General features: G+C 36.2%; 19 protein-coding genes, 1 riboswitch and 1 other annotated feature. Of the genes, 17 read left to right on the top strand and 2 right to left on the bottom strand.

The window, feature by feature from the left end; translation table 11 throughout:
* The first annotated feature begins 67 nt into the window (after window positions 1-67).
* From AC22L0_RS03555 to AC22L0_RS03595, 9 genes are all read left to right on the top strand, one after another.
* Window positions 68-772 (top strand): phosphoadenylyl-sulfate reductase, encoded by a 705-nt coding sequence (locus AC22L0_RS03555; protein ID WP_000959013.1) that lies wholly within the window; start codon window positions 68-70, stop codon window positions 770-772.
* 39 nt (window positions 773-811) lie between these two features.
* Window positions 812-1,948 (top strand): sulfate adenylyltransferase, encoded by a 1,137-nt coding sequence (gene sat / locus AC22L0_RS03560; RefSeq protein ID WP_000029494.1) that lies wholly within the window; start codon window positions 812-814, stop codon window positions 1,946-1,948.
* Between the two features lie 12 nt (window positions 1,949-1,960).
* On the top strand, window positions 1,961-2,554 hold the full coding sequence (gene cysC / locus AC22L0_RS03565; RefSeq protein ID WP_000380499.1) for an adenylyl-sulfate kinase: 594 nt from the start codon (window positions 1,961-1,963) through the stop codon (window positions 2,552-2,554).
* Window positions 2,555-2,565: 11 nt separating this feature from the next.
* Complete coding sequence (locus AC22L0_RS03570) at window positions 2,566-4,188, top strand: nitrite/sulfite reductase (RefSeq protein ID WP_098450684.1); 1,623 nt, start codon at window positions 2,566-2,568, stop codon at window positions 4,186-4,188.
* Window positions 4,189-4,198: 10 nt separating this feature from the next.
* On the top strand, window positions 4,199-4,399 hold the full coding sequence (locus tag AC22L0_RS03575; RefSeq protein WP_487272145.1) for a DUF3906 family protein: 201 nt from the start codon (window positions 4,199-4,201) through the stop codon (window positions 4,397-4,399).
* Window positions 4,400-4,483: 84 nt separating this feature from the next.
* Complete coding sequence (gene cobA / locus AC22L0_RS03580) at window positions 4,484-5,260, top strand: uroporphyrinogen-III C-methyltransferase (RefSeq protein WP_000521255.1); 777 nt, start codon at window positions 4,484-4,486, stop codon at window positions 5,258-5,260.
* A gap of 1 nt (window position 5,261) precedes the next feature.
* Window positions 5,262-6,017, top strand: a complete 756-nt coding sequence (locus tag AC22L0_RS03585) for a sirohydrochlorin chelatase (protein ID WP_053512841.1) — start codon at window positions 5,262-5,264, stop codon at window positions 6,015-6,017.
* The gene (locus tag AC22L0_RS03590) at window positions 5,992-6,606 is read left to right on the top strand and encodes an NAD(P)-binding protein (RefSeq protein ID WP_000283354.1); all 615 of its coding nucleotides are present in this window, start codon (window positions 5,992-5,994) and stop codon (window positions 6,604-6,606) included. Before AC22L0_RS03585 ends, AC22L0_RS03590 begins: the two co-directional genes overlap by 26 nt.
* A gap of 64 nt (window positions 6,607-6,670) precedes the next feature.
* Window positions 6,671-6,919, top strand: a binding site (T-box leader).
* 111 nt (window positions 6,920-7,030) lie between these two features.
* Complete coding sequence (locus tag AC22L0_RS03595) at window positions 7,031-8,386, top strand: sodium-dependent transporter (RefSeq protein ID WP_000665430.1); 1,356 nt, start codon at window positions 7,031-7,033, stop codon at window positions 8,384-8,386.
* 27 nt (window positions 8,387-8,413) lie between these two features.
* On the opposite strand, the gene AC22L0_RS03600 is transcribed toward AC22L0_RS03595, so the two are convergent.
* Window positions 8,414-8,578: a hypothetical protein gene (locus AC22L0_RS03600; RefSeq protein WP_001096002.1), complete on the bottom strand. Its 165-nt coding sequence runs from the start codon at window positions 8,576-8,578 to the stop codon at window positions 8,414-8,416.
* A gap of 101 nt (window positions 8,579-8,679) precedes the next feature.
* A complete protein-coding gene (locus AC22L0_RS03605; protein ID WP_000726071.1) occupies window positions 8,680-9,954 on the bottom strand; it encodes a murein hydrolase activator EnvC family protein in 1,275 nt (424 codons plus the stop codon).
* A 495-nt stretch (window positions 9,955-10,449) separates the two neighbouring features.
* Here AC22L0_RS03605 and gltP point away from each other — a divergent pair, with 495 nt between their 5' ends.
* The 8 genes from gltP (at window position 10,450) to AC22L0_RS03645 (ending at window position 17,726) form a co-directional block, all read left to right on the top strand.
* On the top strand, window positions 10,450-11,724 hold the full coding sequence (gene gltP / locus AC22L0_RS03610) for a glutamate/aspartate:proton symporter GltP (protein ID WP_000821131.1): 1,275 nt from the start codon (window positions 10,450-10,452) through the stop codon (window positions 11,722-11,724).
* Window positions 11,725-11,792: 68 nt separating this feature from the next.
* A complete protein-coding gene (locus AC22L0_RS03615) occupies window positions 11,793-12,311 on the top strand; it encodes a ribonuclease FAU-1 family protein (protein ID WP_410255169.1) in 519 nt (172 codons plus the stop codon).
* Window positions 12,312-12,431: 120 nt separating this feature from the next.
* Window positions 12,432-12,537, top strand: a riboswitch (SAM riboswitch).
* Between the two features lie 94 nt (window positions 12,538-12,631).
* Window positions 12,632-13,948 (top strand): Na+/H+ antiporter NhaC family protein, encoded by a 1,317-nt coding sequence (locus AC22L0_RS03620; RefSeq protein ID WP_487272146.1) that lies wholly within the window; start codon window positions 12,632-12,634, stop codon window positions 13,946-13,948.
* Between the two features lie 180 nt (window positions 13,949-14,128).
* Window positions 14,129-14,485: a lmo0954 family membrane protein gene (locus tag AC22L0_RS03625; RefSeq protein WP_000808641.1), complete on the top strand. Its 357-nt coding sequence runs from the start codon at window positions 14,129-14,131 to the stop codon at window positions 14,483-14,485.
* Between the two features lie 47 nt (window positions 14,486-14,532).
* Window positions 14,533-15,195 carry a PspA/IM30 family protein gene (locus tag AC22L0_RS03630; protein ID WP_000814127.1) on the top strand — a complete coding sequence of 221 codons (663 nt, stop codon included), beginning with the start codon at window positions 14,533-14,535 and terminating at the stop codon, window positions 15,193-15,195.
* Window positions 15,196-15,301: 106 nt separating this feature from the next.
* A complete protein-coding gene (gene liaF, locus AC22L0_RS03635; protein WP_000716098.1) occupies window positions 15,302-16,042 on the top strand; it encodes a cell wall-active antibiotics response protein LiaF in 741 nt (246 codons plus the stop codon).
* Window positions 16,042-17,097: a sensor histidine kinase gene (locus AC22L0_RS03640; protein WP_000744326.1), complete on the top strand. Its 1,056-nt coding sequence runs from the start codon at window positions 16,042-16,044 to the stop codon at window positions 17,095-17,097. Before liaF ends, AC22L0_RS03640 begins: the two co-directional genes overlap by 1 nt.
* Window positions 17,094-17,726, top strand: a complete 633-nt coding sequence (locus AC22L0_RS03645; RefSeq protein ID WP_000598707.1) for a response regulator — start codon at window positions 17,094-17,096, stop codon at window positions 17,724-17,726. The genes AC22L0_RS03640 and AC22L0_RS03645 overlap by 4 nt, the downstream gene beginning before the upstream one ends.
* Window positions 17,727-17,869 lie beyond the last annotated feature (143 nt).

Consider the following 17,869-nt stretch of genomic DNA (forward strand, 5'->3'; position numbering starts at 1 on the left):
TAGAGGCGGTTTTAACCTATTTTCATTAGGTTAAAACCGTCTTTTTGCTTTTACAGGGGGAAAAAACATGTTGACGTATGAAACGTGGGAAGAAAATGTTGTTTCGTTTTCGGAAGAAGATGAAACAAAAGGCGCGCTATCAGTATTAAAGTGGGCTTATAAAGAATATAAAGATGAAATCGTCTACGCATGTAGCTTTGGGGTGGAAGGTATGGTATTGCTGCACCTTATAAACCAAGTAAATCCATCTGCTAAAGTTGTATTTTTAGATACAAATGTTCATTTTCAAGAAACATATGAATTAATTCAAAAAGTGCGGAGGCGATTTCCTTCATTAAATATTATAGAAAAACAACCGGAACTTACGCTTGATGAACAAGAGAAGTTGCATGGTGAGAAATTATGGGAAAGTAATCCGAATCTTTGTTGTAAGATTAGAAAAATTTTACCGTTAGAAAAATCATTAGCAGCGGAAAAAGCGTGGATATCGGGCTTAAGAAGGGAACAATCAGAAACACGTAAGCATACAAAGTTTATAAATCAAGATCATCGTTTTCAATCTATTAAAGTTTGTCCACTCATTCATTGGACGTGGAAAGAAGTTTGGCGATATGTATACAAACATAGCTTGCCGTATAACCCGTTGCATGATGTTGGCTATCCAAGTATTGGGTGTGAGAAATGTACGTTACCTGTAGGGGATGGTGGCGATTCAAGAGATGGTAGATGGGCTGGGAAAGTGAAAACCGAATGTGGTCTTCATTACCAATAAGATGAATCTTGAAATAAAGCTAAGAGAGGATATAGAAAAATGAGCATAGTAAACGAATTAGTAAACCGTATAGATGAGACATATGACGTATCACAAATTGAAAAAGAAATTAAATTAGACAATATTGCGTTAAGTGATTTAGAACTATTGGCGACAGGTGGATATAGCCCCCTTACTGGTTTTTTAGGGAAGGAAGATTATGATTCAGTCGTAGAAACGCTTCGTTTAGCAAATGGTAGTGTGTGGAGTATACCGATTACATTACCGGTAACAGAAAAAGTCGCAGAAAGCCTGAAGGTTGGAGAGGAAGTAAAGCTTGTCAACAATGGAAATATATACGGTGTCATTCAAATAGAAGATATTTTTGTACCAGATAAAGAAAAAGAAGCGTTACTTGTATATAAAACAACGGATGAGGCTCATCCAGGAGTGAAAAAATTATATGAACGACCAAACGTTTACGTTGGAGGAACTATTATTCTAACAAAACGCTTTGAAAATAATCAATTTCCTTCTTATCATTTAGACCCAATTGAAACGAGGGAAGCATTTAAAAAACGTGGGTGGAAAACAGTGGTCGGATTTCAAACGAGAAACCCGGTACATCGTGCCCATGAGTATATTCAAAAATCTGCTCTTGAAATTGTAGATGGTCTCTTTTTAAATCCGCTCGTCGGAGAAACGAAATCGGATGATATTCCTGCTGATGTAAGAATGGAAAGCTATGAAGTACTTCTTCAAAAATATTATCCGAAAAATCGTGTCTTTTTAAGTGTATTTCCTGCTGCCATGCGTTACGCAGGACCAAGGGAAGCGATATTTCATGCGTTAGTAAGAAAGAATTTTGGATGTACCCACTTTATAGTAGGGCGTGATCATGCTGGAGTAGGAGATTATTACGGAACGTATGAAGCGCAAGAAATCTTCACAAATTTTACGATAGAAGAGTTAGGAATTACACCACTATTCTTTGAACATAGTTTTTACTGCACCAAATGTGAAGCGATGGCTTCAACGAAAACATGTCCGCACGGAAAAGAAGATCATGTTATTTTATCGGGTACGAAAGTAAGAGAATTATTAAGAAACGGTGAGATTCCGCCAAGTACATTTAGTCGTAAAGAAGTAGTGGAAGTGCTAATTAAAGGCTTGAAAAAAGAAGTAGTAACAGAATAGGGAGAGAACGAGATGGATACGAATATTACTTGGCATACAGCTTCGGTTTCAAAAGATGAGAGAAGAGTGAAGAATGGACATCATAGTTTTGTAATTTGGTTTACTGGTTTATCAGCTTCGGGTAAATCTACAGTAGCGAATGCGGTCGCTCGTAAACTGTTTGAAAAGAATATTGGAAATTATGTGCTGGATGGGGATAACATTCGCCACGGTTTAAATAAAGACTTAGGATTTTCTGAAAGTGATCGCATGGAAAATATAAGACGTATTGGCGAAGTGGCAAAGTTATTTGTAGATCAAGGAGCAGTTGTCCTTACAGCATTTATTTCACCATTTCGAGTAGACCGCAAACAAGTAAGAGATTTATTAGCGGCAGATGAATTTATTGAAATTTTTGTGAAGTGTCCGATTGAAGAGTGTGAGAAACGTGATCCGAAAGGACTTTATAAAAAGGCAAGAAAAGGTGATATTAAGGATTTCACAGGTATTGATTCGCCTTATGAAGAGCCAGAGCAAGCGGAATTAATTGTAGAAACGCACAAATATTCTATTGAAGAATGTGCAGAACAAATCGTGAAGTACTTACAAGAGCGTAGTTTTATATAGGGGGATAAACAATGAGTTATGAAAAAGTATGGGCTAACAATGAAAAATTAAATCAGACCGAGAAAAATAAATTAGAAAAAGATGGCTTAGAAATTTTTAATGATATTCCTTACTATGCGGAAAATGGTTTCGAATCTATTCCGAAAGAAGAGTGGGATGCCTTTAAATGGGCAGGCTTGTATTTACAAAGACCGAAAGAAGCTGGTTATTTTATGATGCGGGTAAATATTCCGTCAGGGATTATTACAAATGCACAGGCAGAAGTACTTGCTTCTATCGCTGAAGATTATGGACGTGATGTAATAGATATTACGACGAGACAGGCGATTCAGTTTCACTGGTTAGAAATTCAGCAAATTCCAGATATTTTTAAAAGGTTAGCAAGAGTTGGGTTATCTTCAGCGGGGGCTTGTGGTGATATAACGCGGAATATTACAGGTAATCCGCTTGCTGGCATTGATGCAAATGAACTATTTGATACAACGCATATTGTAAAAGAAGTATATGATTACTTCCAACATAATGAAGAGTTTTCTAACTTGCCACGTAAATTTAAAATGTCTATTAGTTCTAATATTTATAATTCAGCAAACGCAGAGATTAACTGTGTTGCATTTACACCTGCTACGAAAGAAATAGATGGTGAGAAAAAAGTTGGTTTTCATATAAAAGTAGGTGGAGGATTATCAGCCCGTCCGTATTTAGCTGAGGAATTAGATGTATTCGTTTTACCAGAAGAAGTGAAGGCGGTGGCGATTGCAATTGCTACTATATTCCGTGATTTTGGATATCGTGAGAAACGTCATTTAGCGCGTTTGAAATTTCTTATTGCGGACTGGGGAGCAGAGAAATTTAAAGAGAAACTAATAGAGTATACAGGGCCTTTACAAAGTAAAGGGGAAAGTGCACTCAAAGGATGGAATGCAGGCTATTTTTATGGTGTTCAAGACCAAAAACAAAAGGGATTAAAATATGTAGGTTTTAATGTACCGGTAGGTCGTTTACATGCAGAAGAAATGTTTGAGGTTGCAAGAATCGCAAAGCAATATGGAAATGGACAAATTCGTACATGTAACTCGCAAAACTTCATTATTCCGAACGTTCCTCCGGAAAATGTAAAAGGATTACTTAGTGAACCGCTGTTTGAAGCGATATCTGCTAGCCCGAAATCATTTATTGGTCATGCGGTTTCATGTACCGGTATTGAATATTGTAATCTTGCACTAGTAGAAACGAAAGAAAGATTACGAAAAATTGCAGAATACTTAGATACACAAATTGCACTCGATGTTCCAGTTCGAATTCATATGGTAGGCTGCCCGAATTCATGTGGTCAACGTCAAATTGCTGACATTGGGTTACAAGGGGTGAAAATGAAAACGAAGGAAAAAGGCATTGTTGAAGCGTTTGAAATATACGTAGGTGGAACATTGTTAGATGGCGGTGCCTACAATCAAAAGTTAAAAGGAAAAATAGATGGCGAGGATCTACCTGATGTACTCGCATCATTTATAAGTTATTTCAAAGAGAATAAATTACCAGCCGAGACATTTTATGATTTTGTAGGTCGTGTTGGTGTAGATACATTACAAATAGCGTTAAATAACGTGTTAGAAGAAGTCATAGCGTCTTAGGAGGGACGATATGGATTTATATCGATTTGAAGCTGTATTAGTGAGTGATATTGTTCCGATAGTTGTTATTGCTCAAAGTGAAGAACAGGCATTTAAGCTTGCGGAGATTGAGCTTGAAAAGCATTTTTTACCGTTGCCAGAGGTAAAAGAGATTTCTTTGTTTGAAAAAAAGAAGATTCGAAAAGGTGCGGCATTTGTTATTCATGAGTAGAGATCAGTAATACGAAAAAATAAAAACTTCCATTCTTATATACGAATGGAAGTTTCATTTTAATAGAAGAAATGAGGAGAGATGATGGGAAAGGTTTATATTGTTGGAGCGGGTCCTGGCGATCCAGATTTAATTACTGTTAAAGGGTTGAAATGTATTGAGAAGGCAGATGTTATTTTATACGACCGACTTGTGAATAAAGAGCTGCTTTCACACGCAAAGCCTGACGCGGATTTAATTTATTGTGGAAAACTCCCGAATTATCACACGATGAAGCAAGAGACAATTAACACGTTTCTTATTAAGTATGCGAAAAAAGGAAAAGTTGTAACGAGGCTTAAGGGCGGCGATCCATTTGTGTTTGGTAGAGGGGGAGAAGAAGCTGAAGCATTAGCAAAGCAAGGTGTACCATTTGAAATCATTCCTGGTATTTCAGCTGGAATAGCTGCTCCTGCTTATGCGGGCATTCCAGTGACGCACCGTGATGCAAGTGCAAGTTTTGCTATTGTGACTGGGCATAGGAAAGAAGGTGCTGAAGAAGAAGTGAAATGGGAGAGTTTAGCGAAAGGTGTAGAGACTTTAGCGGTATATATGGGGGTTAGTAATTTGCCCTACATATGTGAGCAACTTATGAAGCATGGAAAAGATAAAAGTACGCCAGCTGCTATTATTGAGCAGGGGACGACGTCTATGCAACGCACAGTTGTTGGAACGTTAGGGACAATTGTAGATGTTGCGAAAAAAGAGCAAATTCAAAATCCGAGTATGATTGTAATTGGAGAGGTTGTCCGTTTTAGAGAAAAAATTCATTGGTTTGAGAAGCAGACAGAAAATGCTTATCAAGTAAGTGGAGTGTTGTAAAATGAAAGCCGTCTTATATATATGTCATGGAAGTCGTTTGAAGACAGCGAAAGAAGAGGCGATTCAATTTATTACATCGTGTATGAGCCGTATAGAAGCGACTATTCAAGAAGTTTGTTTTTTAGAGTTAGCGAATCCTTCTATTGAAGATGGTTTTCGTACATGTGTGAAGCGTGGGGCCACTGAGATTATTGCTATCCCTGTTTTTTTATTAGCGGCAGGGCATGTAAAAAAAGATATCCCTTTTGAATTGGAAAAGTTAACTAATCAATTTTCGGATGTTAAAGTGACCTATGGTAATCCGTTTGGTGTATCAAAAACACTTGTTAAATCGGTGTATAGCGGAAGTGGCATCGAACAGGAAGATAAAAATGAAGTGACGTTACTTCTTGTTGCAAGAGGGAGCAGTGATCCTGAAGTATTAAGAGATATAAACTGGATTGCTTCTTTATTTCAAACAAAAGAGAAGGTTAAAAAAGTAGAAGTTTGTTATTTAGCGGCTGCAGAGCCAAAATTTGAGGAGAAGTTAAAGGAAGTTGTAGAACAAAAAGAAAAGAACATCGTTGTACTGCCTTACTTGTTATTTACAGGTTTACTTATGAAACATATTGAGAAAGAAGTGCGCCAATATGAATTGGGAGAGATAAAAATCAGTCCATATTTAGGGAAGAATGAAGCGTTTCAAGATATGTTAATTCAGAAAACGACGGAGTTATTGAAAGGAGATCAGTATGTATCCACTTACAGTGCGAGTTAATGAGAAACGCGTTGTTGTTATTGGTGGGGGAAAAGTTGCAGGATTTAAAATTATTCCTTTACTCAAACAGGGTGCGGATATAGTTGTGATAAGTCCAGAATTAGATGCGAATTTAGTAAAACTTGTGGAAGAAAAGAAAATTCGTTGGTATCAAAGAGAATATGAGAAAAGTGATATTAAAAGTGCTTTTTTAGTTGTTGCAGCGAGTAGTGATTCAATATTAAATGAACAAGTTGCTGAAGATGCCGCCGAGAATCAATTAGTAAATGTTATTACAAATCCGGAAAGTGGTAATGTTCATTTTCCGGCAGCAATTCATCGTGGTTTACTTAATATAGCAGTTTCTACTGGGGGAGCGAGCCCTAAGCTCGCAAAAAAAATTCGAGATGATATTGCAAATAAATATGATGAGACATATGAATCGTATTTAGATTTTTTATATGAAGTAAGGTTGAAGTTAAAAGATTTACAGTTAGAAAAGAGGGCACGAAATATATTGCTCCAAGAAGTGTTAAAATCAGTATATGTGCAAAACGAGGGGAAAAGAGAAAGTTTTTTACGAGAATTAGAGGAAAAGATTTTAAAATAATAAAAGATAAAGTGAGCTTTACAAATATAAAAATATAATTTATAATCACAAGTAACTTCAATAGATAAAATCGATGAGCAAGAAGAGTACGTATATTTGATGCGTTCAGAGAGCTGGGGTTAGGTGGGAGCCCGGTACGATAAAATATACAGAATGGGCTTGCGAGAGGTATGTTGAACATTGTAGTAGGCAACCCGGGTTCCGCCGTTAAAAGGATAGAGTATCGGAATTATTCCTGTACTTGAACAAGTGGGATTTATCAATCCAATTGAGGTGGTACCACGGTATTTATATTACATATATCGTCCTCTACATGCATATTTGCGTGTAGGGGACTTTTTTATTTTCTAAAGGAGGTGTGCGAGTATGAAATGAAAGTGTATAATTAACAAAAATTTAAATATTCAGAAAAGGAGAATTTATGATGAAAGAAACACAGCAATGGACGTCGAAAATAGGCTTTGTACTCGCAGCAGCCGGAGCCGCAGTAGGTCTTGGTGCGATATGGAAATTTCCATATGTTGCAGGTAATGGCGGGGGAGGCGCATTCTTCCTTGTATTTTTACTATTAACTTTATTTATAGGTATGCCTCTTCTAATAGCGGAGTTTGTTATTGGACGTAGCACGCAAAAAGAGGCGGTTACAGCTTATAAAGTACTAGTGCCAAATAGCAAATTATATCCTTGGATTGGTCGTATGGGAGTTGTTACTTGTTTTAGTGTACTATCTTTTTATAGTGTTGTAGGTGGATGGATTTTACTTTATTTATATTATAGTGTGACAGGAAGTTTCTGGAATGGAGCAGCTGATTATGGACAATTGTTCGGTGAAACGATTTCAAATCCATTAAGCGCGATTGGAGCACAATTTATCTTTATGCTTTGTACGATTTTTGTTGTAAGTAAAGGTGTAGAGAAAGGTATAGAAAAGGCAAGTAAGTACATGATGCCGCTATTATTTATTTTATTTATTGCGATTATTGTTCGTGCGCTAACACTCGATGGTGCTTTTGCTGGAGTAGAGTTCTTCTTAAAGCCAGATTTTTCAAAGCTTACAGCAGATACGATTTTATATGCGATGGGACAATCTTTCTTCTCGCTAACTGTAGGTGCCTCGGTAATGGTAACGTATAGTTCGTATTTAAAGAAAGAAGAACATTTAGCGAAATCAGCAACATCTATTGTAAGTTTAACGGTTTTTGTTACAGTACTTGCAGGATTAGCAATTTTCCCAGCGATTTTTGCGTTGGGAGTTAAACCGACTGAAGGACCGGGACTACTGTTTATCGTCCTTCCAGCAGTATTTGCAAAAATACCATTTGGTCAATTTTTCTTTATTATGTTTTTAATTTTATTCTTCTTTGCGACTTTAACATCAGCAATTTCAATGCTTGAAATTGTAGTAGCATCTGTTGCGAAAGGTAATGAGAAGAAGCGTCCATCAGCATCATTATTAATTGGTATTCTTATTTTTGCAGTCGGTATTCCATCGGCGTTATCATTTGGGATTATGAGTGACGTGAAAATATTTGGGAAAACATTCTTTGATTTAGTCGACTTTTCGGTCAGTAACGTATTGCTGCCGTTAGGAGTACTAGCTATTTCATTATTTGTACCAAATAAAATGAGTAAAGAGTTATTGATGAAAGAATTAGAAGTGACGGAAACGAAGGGGAAAACGTTATTTAACATTTGGTTCTTCTTACTTCGTTATGTTATTCCGGTAACTGTAATAATTGTATTTTTAAATGCGATAGGTGTATTTAAAATGTTTGCATAAAAAAAGGCGGGGATCTCCCGTCTTTTTTTATGTGGATGTTGATGAGTGTAATAAACGATTATATGCTTTATAGGCTGTAGTGACTGCAAGGAATGAACCGATTAAAAATAATACTGAGCCGCCAAATGTAAATATCCGGCCAATATACGTCTCTCTAGCTTCTTCTATTTTTTGTTGTAATTGCGTATTCATATTGATCACCCCGTAAACTATAGGCATTTAGTTATAGTCTATGTAGAATGCCTATATTGTGTGAAGTGTAAATAAAAAACCTCGGTAGGCACCGAGGTTTTTTATAATCCGATATAAGGAGATGGGTCAACTGCGTTTGTCTTGCCGACATTCCATTCTCCAAGATGAAGTTCGAAGTGTAAATGTTGTCCGTATGATTGGCCCGTGTTCCCCATAAATCCAAGCTGATCGCCTTGTTTTACAGTTTGTCCATTCGATACAGAACGGCTATTCATATGAGCATATACTGTCGTATATGTTTTTCCGTTTATACGGTGAGATAAATACACTACGTTTCCGTAACTAGATGATAATTCTGAACGAATAACAACGCCATCTGCAGCGGCGATAATTGGAACCGTTCCCGAAGCAGCGATGTCAATTCCTTTATGGTTATCTAAAGAACGTACACCAAATCCGGAAGTTTTTGATCCAGCTGCTGGTTTGATAAAGCCACCGATATTTGTATCATGTGGTGTTGGGGCCGCTTGAGTTGCTTGAGCAGATTTAGTAGCTTGTTGTTTGCGAGCCTCTTCTGCCTGGCGAGCTTCTTCCGCTTTACGAGCTTCTTCGGCACGTTTTTCTTCTTCAATTGCTTTTTGAACAGCTTGACGTTGATTTTCTAAAATGCCTTTGGATTCTTCTAATCCTTCAATCTCTGAATCTACTTTTGCTACTTTCGTATGTAGATCGTTAATAAGAGTTTGCTGCTGCTGTTGGTTATTTTGTAATTCTTGCTGTTTTTGTTCTAGTTTTTGTTCAGATTCTTTCAGTTGTTGTTCTTTTTTCTCAACAGCCTCTTTTTCTGACGTTACAGCATTTTGATCAGATGTTTGTTTTTTTACAATATCTGTATCGTTGTTTAATATTAAACTTACGGAGTACATATTATCAACAAGATCAGCAATGTTTGTAGAGTTTGTTAATACTTCTGTAATGATATTGGTACGCGGTTTTTCTTGCATAGATTGTAACCGTTGTTTAATAACTTCCTGACGTGTATCTATGTTTGTTTGTAATTGTTCTATATGTTTCTTTTTGTCAGTAATTACTTGTTGTGTTTTGCTAATTTCTTTTTTTGTATCATTTAATTCAGTCTCGTTTTTATTAATAGAAGTAGTTAATTCATCAATTTTCTTCTGTAATTCTTGAATTTCTTTTTCTATTTGTTCTTTCTCGACTGATTTATTTTGTAAGTCACTTTGTTTGCCTTCTAATTCAGATTGAATGTTAGATAATTTATCTTGATTCGTTTCAGCGTATGCAGGTGAAAGTAACGGGGAAGCAAAAATCGTTCCTGCTGCTAAAACACTAAACGCTGCAAATTTCTTTTTCATTGTTGTCTGACTCCTTTCCCTATGAATGTTATATATCATAAGAAGAGGGGTGTCTATCGTTGTAATCATAATGTAAAGAAAATTTTATAAAATTGCTAAGTTTTGTCGGAATTTATCATTTTTCAACTGTAATTGTCATAGTACATACATTTTATTCATATGTGTAACAAAGGTATATTTTGGAATTAATCTGTAAAATGAAGAAGGAAAGTAATCGTTTTTATGAGGTGAAATATTACTTGGAAAGCTAATAAAACACTAGTGAGGAATCGTTCTCATGTTAGGTTTTCTGACATGGGTCTGCTTTTTGTCAAGAAAATTATTTGTGTTCGGGCAAAGTTATTTTGTTGTCAGATTTAAATTTTTGATTTATGATTTTTAACAGGGACAAAATGTAGTGAATTGTCGAATAATATGTAATACTCTTAATTTCTTAGTTTTATAGAGATAGAATGAGAGATAGAGTGACACATCGAAGAGGGGGTTACAACAAATATGAAAAGAATAGGACTTGCATGGCAAATATTAATAGGGCTTGCGCTTGGTATTGCGGTTGGGGCGATTTTCTTTGATAATCCAGCTGTTGTGAAGTACTTACAACCAATTGGTGATATTTTCATCCGATTAATTAAAATGATCGTTGTACCGATTGTTGTAGCAAGTATTGTTGTTGGGGTTGCTGGTGTTGGCGATGTTAAAAAACTAGGTCGACTAGGTGGAAAAACAATTCTTTACTTTGAAATTATTACAACAATTGCAATTATTGTTGGTCTATTAATAGCGAATATTTTCCAACCAGGAAAAGGCGTAAATATGGAGCAGTTAACAAAGACAGATATTTCGAAATATACACATACGACAGAACAAGTACAAAGTCATTCATTTGCAGATACATTTGTAAATATTGTTCCAACGAACATTATGAAGTCGTTAGCTGACGGAGATATGCTTGCTATTATCTTCTTCTCTGTATTATTTGGTTTAGGTGTAGCAGCAATTGGTGAAAGAGGAAGACCAGTTCTTCAATTTTTCCAAGGTGTAGCTGACGCAATGTTTTACGTAACAAACCAAGTTATGAAATTTGCACCATTTGGTGTGTTTGCACTAATTGGTGTTACAGTTTCTACATTTGGTCTTGCTTCATTAATTCCATTAGGGAAATTACTAATTGTCGTATATGGAGCAATGATCTTCTTCGTCGTAGTTGTCTTAGGACTTACAGCGAAAATATTTGGAATCAACATTTTCCAATTCTTTAAGATTTTAAAAGACGAGCTGATCTTAGCGTATTCTACAGCAAGCTCAGAAACAGTTTTGCCAAAAATCATGGAGAAAATGGAGAAATTCGGTTGTCCGAAAGCAATTACATCTTTCGTTATTCCGACAGGTTATTCATTTAACTTAGATGGATCAACTTTATATCAAGCAATTGCGGCTCTTTTCTTAGCACAAATGTACGGTATTGATTTATCTATTACACAACAAATTACATTATTGCTTGTATTAATGGTTACATCAAAAGGTATCGCAGGTGTACCGGGCGTATCATTCGTTGTATTATTAGCGACACTTGGTACAGTAGGTATTCCACCTGAAGGCTTAGCGTTCATTGCTGGTATTGACCGTATTTTAGATATGGCTCGTACAGCAGTTAACGTTGTAGGAAACTCTTTAGCAGCTGTAGTTATGTCTAAGTGGGAAGGTCAATATGACGCTGAAAAAGGACAAGCTTATTTAAAAGAGATTTCTGAAAAGGGTCAAGCGGCTTAATTATAATATGAACAAGCTCTCACATAATATGTGGGAGCTTTTCTGTATATAGAAGAGGAGCAGACATAATGAAACGTAAATATGGTGACGGTTCTTCGTGGAAGAGGCTAATAGAAAAGAGTTATACGGTTAAGCAAGTGGAAGAGGGAATACTCGGAATACTGGATATAAAAAAGGTGAGAGAGCCTAGTTGTAAAGAATATGATGGTGAAGAACTTTGTATTGCAGCGGATCAGTATACGTGGATTCAATATTTCATAGACGGGAAAAACTTTGCGATTACCGCTATGTTAGATGATCAGAAAAAATTAGTGCAATATTATATCGATGTGGCGAAAGAATATAAAATAGACGATCGTGGTTTACCGTATTTTGATGATTTATATTTAGATGTAGTATTATTACCTAGCGGTAAGGTGTATGTATTAGATGAAGAGGAGCTAGAGGATGCTTATAAAAGTGGTGATGTCACGAAGGAAGAGTATGAGTTAGCTTGGTACACTACGAAATGGATATTAGCAACAATAAAAAATAATGAATTTTATTGGATTTCAATGTTGAAAGAAGAAATAGAAAAGTTAAAATGATTGTTGTATTCGAATTTTTGTATAATTACCAAAAAAATCTATACAAAAAATAATTGACTTTTGTTTTGTAAGCGAGTAAAGTTAGGAAAGAAATTATTATTAAAAAATAAATATGAAACCTTCTTATAAAGAGAGGCGGAGGGACTGGCCCTACGATGCCTCGGCAGCGGACTCGATTTCAGAGTGCTGTGCCAAATCCAGCAAGCGTGTGCTTGAAAGATGAGAAGAGTGTTTCTTATAGATGTATAAGACCTCTTCTCATCGGAAGAGGTCTTTTGTTATTCATTAGAAAAAGGTTGAAACTAGGGAGAGATGATACTTTGAAAGAAACGAGAGGAAATGGTTTAGCTTTATTACCACTTGGGATATTTTTGGCGCTATTTATTGGTTCTGGAATTATTACAGGTGATTTCTATAAATTGCCGATACTTGTAGCGATCTCAATTGCTGTAGGAGTCACTTTAATGATGAATCGTAAAGAAAGTTTTAATGTGAAAGTAGAGCGGTTCGCTAAAGGTGCAGGAAATCCGGATATTATGATTATGGTATTAATTTTTGTGCTTGCAGGTGCATTTTCTGAAACTGCTAAAGGAATGGGCGGAGTAGACTCAACTGTTAATTTAGCATTAACTATTTTACCGCCAGGATTTATCGTAGCTGGAATCTTTGTTATTGGGGCATTTATTTCATTAGCGATGGGAACTTCAATGGGAACAATTGCAGCATTAGCGCCGATTGCTGTAGGTATTAGTGGTCAAACTGATATCTCAATTGCGCTTGCAATGGCTACTGTTGTTGGCGGAGCGATGTTTGGTGATAATTTATCATTTATTTCAGATACAACAATCGCAGCTGTTCGTTCACAAGGAACAGAAATGAAAGATAAGTTTAAAACGAACTTTTTAATTGTGTTACCAGCGGCTATTATTACAATTGTGCTATTAGTAATAGTTACTTCAGGAAGTGACACGCAAATTAAAGCACATAGCTTTGATTGGATAAAGATTTTACCGTACGCAGGAGTACTGATTACAGCGCTACTTGGCTGGAATGTACTTATTGTATTAACTGGTGGAACTGTACTATCTGGTGTTATCGGTCTTATAGATGGAAGTTACACGTTAGAAAGTTTCTTTAAAAGTGTAACGACTGGAATGGGCGGTATGATGGAGTTAGTATTACTTGCTATATTAATTGGCGGTATGGTTGAATTAATCCAATATAATGGTGGTATTCAATATTTAATGAATGTATTAACACGTAATATTCGTTCGAAAAAAGGAGCGGAATTTGGTATTGCTGGTTTAGTGAGTATGACGAATATGTGTACAGCGAATAATACGATTTCAATTATTTTTACAGGCCCGCTTGCAAAAAATATTGCAGATCAATATGAAATAGACCCTCGTAAATCAGCGAGTGTATTAGATCTTTTCTCATGTTGTGTGCAAGGATTAATTCCGTACGGTGCCCAAATGTTAACGGCAGCAGGATTTGCAGCGTTATCTCCAGTTGAATTGTTACCGTATGCATTTTATCCAATTTTAGTTGGAGTATGTGGGATTGTTTCTATTTTAATTGGGTTTCCAAGGTTTTCGAAAGTAGCTAAGAAAAAAGAGTATCATAAAACTGCTTAATTTAATATGAATGTTAGTAATTAAAAAACGTGCAGAGAATAGACTCTGCACGTTTTTTGCGTAAAGGGCTGAATATGACTCGGTCTTAAGTCTGAGTAGAAAACGGTTCTTAAGCTCGTTATGGAAAGATGAAAAAATAGTTAAGATAAGAGTATCAAATCGAAGGGAGGCAAGCACAAGATGAAACAATTTCTAGCGTTTATCGCAGCCGGTATTTTGGCTTTAATTGCTCTTGGTAGTCTTGCTGGTATTGTAGGATTCGCAATCGGAGCAGGAGTTGTATATTGGAGCTATAAATCATTTGTGCGAGCTAAATCATTTTTTGGAAAGTTAGCTTGGGGTATTGTTGGTTTAATCGGTTTATCCATTGCACTTTCTCATTCGCCAGCATTAATCGGTATCGCTGCTTTAGTGGTTTTATACTACGGATACCGTGAGTGGAAAAAAGAAAAAGATGTAGTTGTTGAATCTGCTCCAGAAAGTTCTAAATCATATAGCAACTTTGAAGATGAGTGGAACAAATTAATGAAAAACTAAAACAATAAATCAAATTATAATTAAAGTAGAAGAGAGGAAGATTTATAATGAAACAATCTTTATTCGGACGTGTACGCGATGCAATTTTAGCTGATTTTCATAACGTGTTAGATGAGAAGGAAAGAAAAAATCCAATTGCGATGTTAAACCAATATTTACGTGATAGTGAGCGTGAAATAACAAAAATTGAGAAGTTAATTGAGCGTCATAAAACATTAAAATCTAACTTTGCTCGTGAGCTTGAGCAAGCACGTTATTTCGTTAATAAAAGATCAAAGCAAGCTATCATTGCTCAAGAAGCAGGTGAATTACAATTGCACGAACGTGCGTTAGAAGAGGTAGCTTATTATGAAGGGCAAGTAACTCGATTAGAAGAAATGTATGCAGGTGTTGTAGAGCAAATTGATGAGTTAGAGCGTCGTCTTTCTGAAATGAAAAATAAATTAAAAGAAATGCACGCAAAGCGTATGGAACTAATGGCACGTGAAAATATGGCACATGCAAATCGTCGTATGAATACTGCGATGCATAAAATGGATGAAAATAATCCATTCTTACGATTTGAAGAGATTGAAGATCATATTCGTGACTTAGAAACTCGTATGAATGAAGAGCATGAGCGTGACACATTTGATATGAAAATTGCAAAACTTGAGCGTGAAATGAAAGAAAAGAATGATGTATCGTTAACGAAAGAGTTAACAAAATAATAGTAGTATATTATAAAACAGGCTTATGATATAGTGATAGGAGAAAAGGTGTTGGAAAGCAATGCCTTTTCTTCTATGTATATGTGACAAGAAGGGGGGAGCTGAAATGAAGAAACATTTTTCAAAGACACAATTAATGGGGATGCTCCTCATCATATTTGGGTTCGGTCTTTTTCTTGATATGATACTTGGACATTTTGAACCAGGTGGTCTCATTTTTGCATTTATTATGCTTATGTTTGGAAGGCATTATCGTAAAAAGAATCGTTATGTACGGGGAAATGTATTTTTATTTGTTGGTGGTATCGTATTTTTATTCTTCTTATTTTCATCAGCAGCATTTGTTCTTGTCGTATTTGCTTGTTTAGCTTTAATAGGTTATCAATTGATTCAACAAGGACATCAGCAAAAAGCAATGAAGGTTGAAATTAAAGAAAAAGGGATGATAGACGAAGAGAAGCAAATATATCGTACAGAAACATATTTAAAAAATATGTTTGTAGGCAATGTACGAATGATGGATCATATTTATGAACTTGAGGATATTAATGTTCAATATGGTGCCTGTGATGTGGAAATAGATTTAACGACTGCTATGATTCCAGAAGGGGAAACGGTAATTGTTATTCGGGGTGTCGTTGGTAATATTCGTTTATATGTGCCATATGATATTGAACTTTCTTTAAATCATTCTGTTATTGTCGGACGTGTGCTCTTGCCAGGTCATGAAGAGACAGGGTTTAACCGCAATGTTACATTTAGAACAGAGCAGTATAAAGAGGCTCCTCGTCGTATTAAAATTATTTCTTCGCTTGTCGTAGGCGACACGGAAGTGAGGAAAGTATAATGAAGAAACAAAAAAATATTTCGTGGATGTATATTCGTTATTCTATGTTGTCCTCTGTTAGTATCGCACTCATTTGTACAATTGTATATGTATGGAAAAGCGAGCAACAAGTGTATGATTTATTATGGAAGGAATCCATCGCTTCTGTTCCAATTGGCTTGTTTATTATGACTACAAGTTTACTTATCGGGGGAATTGTAGGATATGCAATCGGTTACTATATAGAGCAGCGTATACAAGGATTAAATACGTTTCTATTTGAAGTAGAGCGAGGGAATTTTCCGAGCGATGTTTCGTTTACTGCAGATGATGAATTTCATGAAGTGGAACGAAAAGTAATCGTTCTGGCTCGTCGATTAGAGGAGCAAGCTGGACTCTTTCAAAAAGTAACGAATGAACGAGCTCATTGGAATGAAGAGATGAGACAAGAAGCGATTTCTCAAGAAAGGCATCGTTTAGCAAGGGAGTTGCATGATTCAGTAAGTCAGCAGCTTTTCGCAATGTCGATGATGATGTCAGCGATTAATGAACAAATAACTGAATTTCCAGATGTGACAAAAAAACAATTGCAACTTGTTGAAAATATGGTTGTAAATGCTCAATCAGAAATGAGAGCATTGCTCCTTCATTTACGTCCTGTACAATTGGAAGGTAAGAAACTGACAGAAGGTATAGAGGAATTATTAACGGAATTATCGCGAAAACAACATATGAAAATTGAATGGCTTATTGAGCCAATAGAATTAAAAAAAGGTGTAGAAGATCATTTATTCCGTATTGTGCAAGAAGCGCTATCAAACACGTTGCGACACGCGAAGGCAAAGAAAACAGAAGTGCGCCTTCGAAAAATTGATCAATATGCGATTTTAAAAATCATTGATGACGGCGTTGGGTTTGAAGTAGGGGTTAATAAGGCTGGTTCATATGGCCTAAGATCGATGCAAGAGCGTGTTCATGAAATTGGTGGGACACTCAAGGTACTTAGTTTCCCGGCCAAAGGTACACAAATAGAAGTAAAAGTACCGATTATGATTGAGAGAGGAGGAGAAGTATGATAAAAGTATTGCTTGTCGATGATCATGAAATGGTTCGTATGGGTGTATCGGCATATTTATCTACACAGCCAGATATTGAAGTAGTAGGGGAAGCTGAGAATGGAAGAAAAGGATCAGAATTAGCATTGCAATTAAGGCCGGATATTATTTTAATGGACCTTGTTATGGATGAGATGGATGGTGTCGAAGCAACACGTGCTATTATTCAAGAATGGCCAGAAGCAAAAATTGTAGTTGTAACAAGCTTTTTAGATGACGAAAAATTGTATCCTGTTATTGAGGCTGGGGCGACCAGTTACTTATTAAAAACATCAAGAGCAAGTGATATTGCTGATGCTGTACGAGCTACTTATGATGGAGAAACAGTATTAGAGCCGAAAGTTACCGGGAAAATGATGTCCCGTATGCGTCAAAAGAAAGAGCAACCTTTGCATGATGATTTAACGGAAAGAGAGTTTGAGATTTTGTTATTAATCGCAGAGGGAAAAAGTAATCAAGAGATTGCGGACGAGTTATTTATTGCACTGAAAACGGTAAAGACACATGTGAGTAATATATTAAATAAATTGAATGTAAGTGACCGTACTCAGGCGGTTATTTATGCATTTAGGCATCAATTAACGAAGTGATAAAGTGAAACTTTAATCAGTGGGGAGGTTGTTCCTCCCCCACTGATTATCAGCCCTCACCAATCGGGCTTTTATGGGCAGTTAATGCGGGATAAAGTGAAACTTTAATTGGCGGGGAATTCCTCGCTGATTATTGGCTCGAT

It is taken from the genome of Bacillus sp. LQ01, from assembly GCF_057624735.1.